The sequence below is a fragment of the Amycolatopsis echigonensis genome (assembly GCF_014174495.1).
Taxonomy (GTDB): domain Bacteria; phylum Actinomycetota; class Actinomycetes; order Mycobacteriales; family Pseudonocardiaceae; genus Amycolatopsis; species Amycolatopsis echigonensis.
On the sequence record NZ_JACJHR010000172.1, the window covers coordinates 1 to 6937 of the forward strand.

The 6937-nt window shown below is 68.0% G+C and carries 6 protein-coding genes; 5 read left to right on the forward strand and 1 reads right to left on the reverse strand.

Annotated elements, in window-relative coordinates; translation table 11 throughout:
• Positions 1-203: 203 nt before the first annotated feature.
• The 5 genes from H5411_RS45580 (at position 204) to H5411_RS45600 (ending at position 6078) form a co-directional block, all read left to right on the forward strand.
• Positions 204-1049, forward strand: coding sequence for a GP88 family protein (locus H5411_RS45580; protein ID WP_110341502.1), 846 nt, complete (start codon positions 204-206; stop codon positions 1047-1049).
• Positions 1050-1098: 49 nt separating this feature from the next.
• Positions 1099-3642 carry a helicase HerA domain-containing protein gene (locus H5411_RS45585; RefSeq protein ID WP_110341500.1) on the forward strand — a complete coding sequence of 848 codons (2544 nt, stop codon included), beginning with the start codon at positions 1099-1101 and terminating at the stop codon, positions 3640-3642.
• A 126-nt stretch (positions 3643-3768) separates the two neighbouring features.
• Positions 3769-4812, forward strand: coding sequence for a replication-relaxation family protein (locus H5411_RS45590; protein ID WP_110341498.1), 1044 nt, complete (start codon positions 3769-3771; stop codon positions 4810-4812).
• Positions 4813-4815: 3 nt separating this feature from the next.
• The gene (locus tag H5411_RS45595) at positions 4816-5772 is read left to right on the forward strand and encodes a C40 family peptidase (protein WP_110341496.1); all 957 of its coding nucleotides are present in this window, start codon (positions 4816-4818) and stop codon (positions 5770-5772) included.
• A 39-nt stretch (positions 5773-5811) separates the two neighbouring features.
• On the forward strand, positions 5812-6078 hold the full coding sequence (locus H5411_RS45600; protein ID WP_110341494.1) for a hypothetical protein: 267 nt from the start codon (positions 5812-5814) through the stop codon (positions 6076-6078).
• Here the strand turns inward: H5411_RS45600 and H5411_RS45605 are convergent.
• Positions 6073-6417 carry a hypothetical protein gene (locus tag H5411_RS45605; protein ID WP_146240090.1) on the reverse strand — a complete coding sequence of 115 codons (345 nt, stop codon included), beginning with the start codon at positions 6415-6417 and terminating at the stop codon, positions 6073-6075. The two genes, H5411_RS45600 and H5411_RS45605, sit on opposite strands and share 6 nt — an antisense overlap.
• Positions 6418-6937: the final 520 nt, after the last annotated feature.

Genomic DNA, 6937 nt, shown 5'->3' on the forward strand with positions numbered 1-6937 from the left:
TCCAACCCCGCGGAAATCGCCGGGTATTCCGACGCCTCGTCGGGAATCGAGAACTCCTTCGTCGAACTCGGCGCGGACGATACCGCAGGAATTGCGGACTCGTTCGACGACGGCGACGCGTCGCAGATCGAACTCGACGCCGCCTGACCGCCTCGCTCGCAAGCGCTAATCCGTTCACATCGAATCGCACCTAGGGGATACCCATGTCTACGTCATTGCCCATTTCCGCCACTGTTCGCCGGCCCGCTCGGCTGCTGACGCAAAACAGCGAGATGCGTCAGATCGGCGTGTGGAACTGGTCGCTGCCGGCCTGGGCCGGGCGACTGCCCGATGGTCGTACCTATAACACCTGTCTCAGCGCTGGAATCTGCGCTCAGGCGTGCTACGCGCGGCACGGCACCTACACCTGGCCGGTCGTCCGCGCCAAGCACCAGGCGAACCTGATGTACGTCCTCGACGATCTGGCCGGCTGGCAGGCCGCGATGGTCGCCGAACTCGGCGCGGCCAAGTTCTGCGGCGCGTGGATCAGAATTCACGACAGCGGTGATTTCTTTTCCGACTCCTATCTTCAGGCATGGCTGGATATTTGCCGGGTTCGACCTGACACGAATTTCTACGCCTACACCAAAGAGGTGTCCCGGTTCCGGACGCTGGTCGAGCCTGACCCGCCGCCGAATTTCCTGTGGGTCTACTCGTATGGCGGGACACAGGATGTCGCGCTGAATCCTGCCGTCGATCGGGTCGCGGATGTGTTTCCCGACGAGTCCGCGATCGCCGAGGCGGGCTGGGCCTCGCAGGAAGCCAGCGACCTGCTCGCGGTCCTGGGCCCGCGGCTGGTCGGTGTGCCGGCCAACCGCATTCCCACCTATCTCAAGCGGCTGGCCGGGCGCCGGTTCTCCGAGTGGCAAGCCGAGGTCGACGCCGACCGCGCCGCCCGCCGAGGCCGCCGGCACCTGCGGCTCGTCGTCGACAACACCCGTCCCGACCAGAGCCAGCAGCCCACGGCCGAGGCCAGCACGACGCAGGCCGACCAGCCACGCGCTGCGTGACCGCAGCTCGCGCCCGTCCCGTCGACCGCTTTGCGTGGGGAGGTTCCCGATGTCCTGGCCAACCACTGCCACACCCCTGTCCGCCCTCGTCCCTCCGCGGGTCGAGCAGGCCGCGGACGGGCTCGCGTCACCGGTCGGCGACTACCTGCGTGACCCGCTCGGCGCCTTCGAGAACGTGCTGGCGCACCTGCGCGACCTTGCCCTCACGTGGGGCCCGATCGTCGGGCCGGTGCTCGCGGTCGTCGTCACCGCCGCGGTCGTCGCGCGGCGCCGGTGGCGCCGCCGCTACCACCAGCGCCTGGCCACCGATGCCCGCCTGGTCACCGTGCTCGCGCCACCGACGGTCGACCCCACGGGCGCGATCACCGTGTGGTCCAACCTCGTCGGCTTGCTGCGTCCCGGTTGGCTGCGCCGCTTCGGCGGGCAGCCGCACCTGGCCTTCGAGCTGACGTTCACCGACGACGGTGTGCAGATCCGCCTGTGGGTGCCCGGCCTGGTGCCGCCCGGCATGGTCGAGCGCGCGATCGAGGCCGCCTGGCCCGGCGCGCACACCCGCACCACCCTCGCCAAGCCGCCGATCCCGACCACGGCGGCAGCGGGCCGGCGCGTCGAAGCGGCCGGCGGTGAACTGCGGTTGGCCCGCTCGGAGGCGCTGCCGATCCGCACCGAGCACCCGGCCGACCCGATCCGGGCGATGCTCGGCGCGCCGGTCGGGCTCGGCCCGCACGAGCGGGCTTGCGTGCAGATCCTCGCCCGCCCCGTCGCCGGCCACCGGGTGACCAAAGCCCGGCGCGCGGCGCGGCGGGTGCACGCGGGCGGGTCGGTCCACCTGGTCGGCCGGCTGCTCGACGCCATCACGCCGGGCAAGACCCCGAAGCGGTCGACCAGCACGCGGACACCGGGCCTGGATCGGCAGACCAGCCTGGAGTACGCCGCCCAGGACCGCGCGGTCGTGGAGAAGCTGCGGGCGAACCAGTTCGAGACCCGCATCCGCTACGCCGTGGCCACCACCGTGCCCGAGGACGTCACCTCGGGCGAGGTCCAGGCGGTGCGGGAGGTGCTGCGGGGCCGCGGGCACGCGATCGCCTCGGCGTTCGCCGCCTACTCCGAGCACAACTACTACCGCCGGGTTCGGATCCGCCGCGACCCGGTTGCCGTGTTGGCCGAACGCCGCCTGGGCAAGGGCGACCTGCTGTCGATCCCGGAGCTGGCCGCGATCGCGCACCTGCCGATCGACGAGTCCACACCCGGCCTGCAGCGGGCCGGCGCGAAAGCTGTGCCGCCCCCGCCGGGCATCGCCACGATCGGCGAGCAGATCAAGCCCCTGGGGCTGTCGGACTCCGGGCACTCTCGCCCGGTCGGCCTGCACGTCGCCGACGCCCGCCACCACCTGCACATCCTCGGCGCCACCGGCTCAGGCAAGTCCGAGCTGATGGCCCGGATGATCCTGGCCGACGCCGAGGCCGGCCGCGGTGTCGTCGTGGTCGACCCGAAGGGCGACCTGGTCAGCGACATCCTCATGCGCCTGCCCGAGGAACTGGGCGAGAAAGTCGTGCTGTTCGACGCCGACTCCCGAGCCCGCCCGCCGGTGCTCAACCCGTTGGAGGGAGCTGACAAGGCCCGCGCGGTCGACAACCTCGTCAGCATCTTCTCCCGGATCTACGCCTCCTCGTGGGGGCCGCGCACTGACGACATCCTCCGCGCCGGGCTGCTCACGCTGACCGCGATGCCCGGCACGCCGACCCTGGTCGACCTGCCCAAGCTGCTCACCGTGCCGGCGTTCCGGCAACGAGCCTGCGACCAGATCGACGACGAGGTCCTCAAGGGCTTCTGGTCCTGGTACGACGACCTGTCCGAAGCCAGCCGCGCACAAGTGATCGCGCCGCTGATGAACAAAATCCGCGGCTTCCTGCTGCGCCCGTTCGTCCGCGCCGCCATCGCCGGTGGAACGTCCACTATGGACATGGACGAGGTGCTCAACACCGGCGGGATCTGCCTGGTGCGCATCGCTCGCGACGCGCTGGGGATGGAAACCGCGCGATTGGTCGGCTCCATCGTCGTGGCCCGCACTTGGCAAGCGGCCACCCGCCGGGCCCGCGTCCCGCAGCGTCAACGCCGCGACTGTGGGCTGTACGTGGACGAGTGCCACAACTTCTTGAACTTGGCCTATCCGTTGGAGGACATGCTCGCCGAAGCCCGTGGTTACCGGCTCTCCATGGCGTTGGCGCACCAGTACCTCGGGCAGCTACCGAAGGAGCTCGAAGAGGGCATCAGCACCAACGCCCGCAGCAAGATCTTCTTCAACGCCAGCCCCGAGGACGCGAAACGACTCTCGCGGCACACCATGCCGCGGCTTTCTGATCACGACCTGTCCAACCTCGGCGTTTACCACGTCGCCGCCCGGCTCGTCCTGGGTGGCGAGGAAGCACCGCCGTTCACCGCGGTGACCGAGAAGCTTCCGCCCGCGATTCCCGGACGCGCCAAGGCGATCCGCAAAGCTGCCAGGGTCAACACGCGCCCGCCCGTCACCGACGCCGACGCCGCAACGCGCCACGCGGATCAGCCCACTGTGGACCCGCGCCGCGCGGCCTGACTCGCCGAATCCCGTTTTCCCGCAACGCATGCGGGCTCACTGACTGCGCACGTCCGCTCCGGTGATGCCCGCATGCGTTGCCCTTCGCCTTCCCCATTCCGGCCAACGCCTGGGAGGTGCCTACCCATGATCTCGAATCCCACGCCTCAGAGGGCATTGCGCGGGCACATGCCCCAGCGCCCCACACCACGGGCGGCCACCACCGGGGAGCACCATGCCCAGCTCGCCGGGCGGCTCACCCTCCGGGACCGGTGGCTGGCCCGGATGCTGAACGAACACAAGGTCTTCACCACCCAGCAGATCGTCGAGCTCTGCTACCCGACCATGCGCGCGGCCAACCACCGCCTGCTCGACCTGTTCAAGTGGCGCGTCGTCGACCGCTTCCAGCCGTTCGTCAGCTCCGGCACCGCCCCGATGCACTACGTGCTCGACATCGCCGGCTCCGTGGCGCTCGCCTACGAGGACGGTCTCGACCCCAAACAACTCGGCTATCGCCACGAAGACGCCATCGGCATCGCCCACTCCCTGCGACTCGCGCACACCGTGGGCGTCAACGGCTTCTTCACGAGCCTCGTCGCACTGAGCCGGGAGCCCGGTGCCCGCGGACGCCTGACCGCGTGGTGGTCCGAACTGCGCTGCGGCCGGCTCTTCGGCGACATGGTCCGCCCCGACGCCTACGGCCGCTGGCGCGAAGACGGCCACCAAATCGAGTTCTTCCTCGAATTCGACTTCGGCACCGAGGACCTCGGCAAGCTCGGCCGCAAGCTGCACGGCTACGAAAAGCTCGCCACCGCAACAGGAATCACCACACCCGTCCTGGTGTGGCTGCCCACCAACCGCCGCGAAACCACCGCGCGCAGGGCGCTCGCCGACGCACTGTCCCAGTTGGACCGGCCCGCGCTCGTGCCTGTAGCCACCAGCGCTGCAGATGTCGCGGGTGTGGCCAGCGAGAACGACCCCGCCGTCGCCCGGTGGCTGCCGATTACCGGCCCGGCGTCACGACGGCCGGGCCGGCTGCGGCTCGCCGAACTCGCCCAGCTCTGGCCCCACACAGACCCGCCCACCACGGCGCCGTCCTCGACCGCGGCCAAGGCCCAGCAGGCGTCCACGGAACTGGCCGCACCGGACCCACTTCCACCACCGCTCCCCACCAGCCGCTTCCGGAGGTGACCCATGAAGATCGCCGTTGCCGCTGTCGCGGCCATCATCGCCATCCCCATCCTCATCGGAGGTGTCGGCAAAGCCATCGTCAGTGCCCTGTTCGGCACCGGTGGCACCGAGCCGAGCCAGGCCGCGATCGCCGAGATCCCCAACGACTACCTGTCGCTCTACCGAGCCGCAGCCACCGTGTGCCCAGGGCTGGACTGGACAATCCTCGCCGCCATCGGCGACGCCGAATCCAAACACGGCCGCGGCTCCGGCGACGGCATCAAGGAAGGCGAGAACCACATGGGAGCCGGCGGCCCCATGCAGTTCCTGAAACCGACCTTCGACGGCGTCATCACACGCCACACGATCCCGCCCGGAGGCGCCAACCCACCGTCACGCTACAACCCACACGACGCCATCTACGCCGCCGCGTTCTACCTGTGCGATTCCGGAGCACAGAAAGACATCCGCAAGGCACTGTTCGCCTACAACCACTCCGAGGAGTACGTCAACGGCGTTCTGGCACAAGCAAAACGCTACGGCACCGCCACCGTCGGAACCGGCGACTGCAACAAGATCCAGGCACCCAACCCGGCCGCGATCATGGCGATCAACTTCGCCTGCGGCCAACTCGGCCTGCCCTACGTCTGGGGTGGCAACGGACCAGCCGGCGGACACGCCGGCTTCGACTGCTCCGGCCTCACCAAAGCCGCCTACAACGCCGCCGGCATCAACCTGCCCCGCACCGCGCAAACCCAGTACAACGCCGGTCCACTGGTGCCCGCCGGCCAACCGCTGCTCCCCGGCGACCTGGTCTTCTACGGAACACCCGGCAACGTCCACCACGTCGGCTTGTACATCGGCGCCGACAAGATGGTGCACGCCCCGACCTTCGGCCAGCCGGTCCAGGTCAGCAACTACCGCTGGAACGGGGACGACTATCTCGCGGCGAGCCGTCCTGCGGTCGATCCTTGGCTCTAGTGCGCCGGTACGGTGAGTTCGAGCGGAGCCGAGGGAGCCATGGAGCAGGAAACCGACCTGTCGTCAGAGGAGCTGGAAGCGCTAGGCGACTGGCGCGCCTTGCTGGAAGAAGTGGTCCGGCTTGACCACGAGTACCACCTCAGCGCAAACCTTCACCCAGACGACACACGGTCAGAGCGGGAAGCAGCACTGTTGGAACTGCTGCAGGCTCGTTTTCGTGGCTACCCGATCATCCAGCGCGCAACCGTCCAGAACTTGGATGGTACGTCGCACAAACAGCACGACATTGTGTTCGCAGATTCATAGGTGCCGCCGCATCGCGTCCTGCGAAACGGCAGAGCACTGATCGTCCCACGCAGCGTGCACGCAGCCATCGAGGTCAAGAGCACCTTGGATTCGAAGAGCCTGGTTGCCTCCCTGGATCACCTCGCCCAGCTCAAACGCGCTGCGCGGTGTGATGTCGAAGGCACGTTCCAGGTGATCATCGGGGATCGTGAGTTTCCGTATGTGCCGATCAGTGGTGGCGTTTTCGCCTACCACAGTGATCTGCGCTTGAGTCTCATTGCTGAGCGGATTCGTGACTGGGCCGGGCGAAACCCTCACGAACTGTGGCCCAACTTCGTCACGATCTTGAACCGAGGTCACCTTGGGTGGGTAGACCCTTCGAGTGGTGAGGTCCGCACAACGCCGCACCGGGACGACGTGCCGATGTGGTACGAGCCGACTGATCCCTGCGGTCCGCTCGTCGGACTCGTGTACACACTTGAAGGACTCAGCCGTTGGTGGCGCGCACCCGGTACGCCGTGGCTGCCTCTTCCAAGGCCGATCCCACGACGCACTGTGGGAATGAAGATTGGCCGCCCCGTCCGACCCGTCGGTGTGCCTGAACCCGAAGATTGCGACTGCCTGTGCGTTAACTGCCACCCTTACGGCCGCATGAGCTTCGAGCAGCAACGGCAGACTTGATCCGATCAGAGCGGCAGGGTGCTGTCGTATCAACTATTGCTGAAGACCAGACGAGGTTATTGGGCCTCGACGCTCTCTGCGGTCTGCAGAGATTGGTTTCTCGTTCTTTGAACTTGAAGTACATCGAGAAGCTGATTGCGGCAGCAACGAAACCGCTAAGTGCGGCAGCGCACCAAAGTAGCGGCGAGGAACCGCCTGA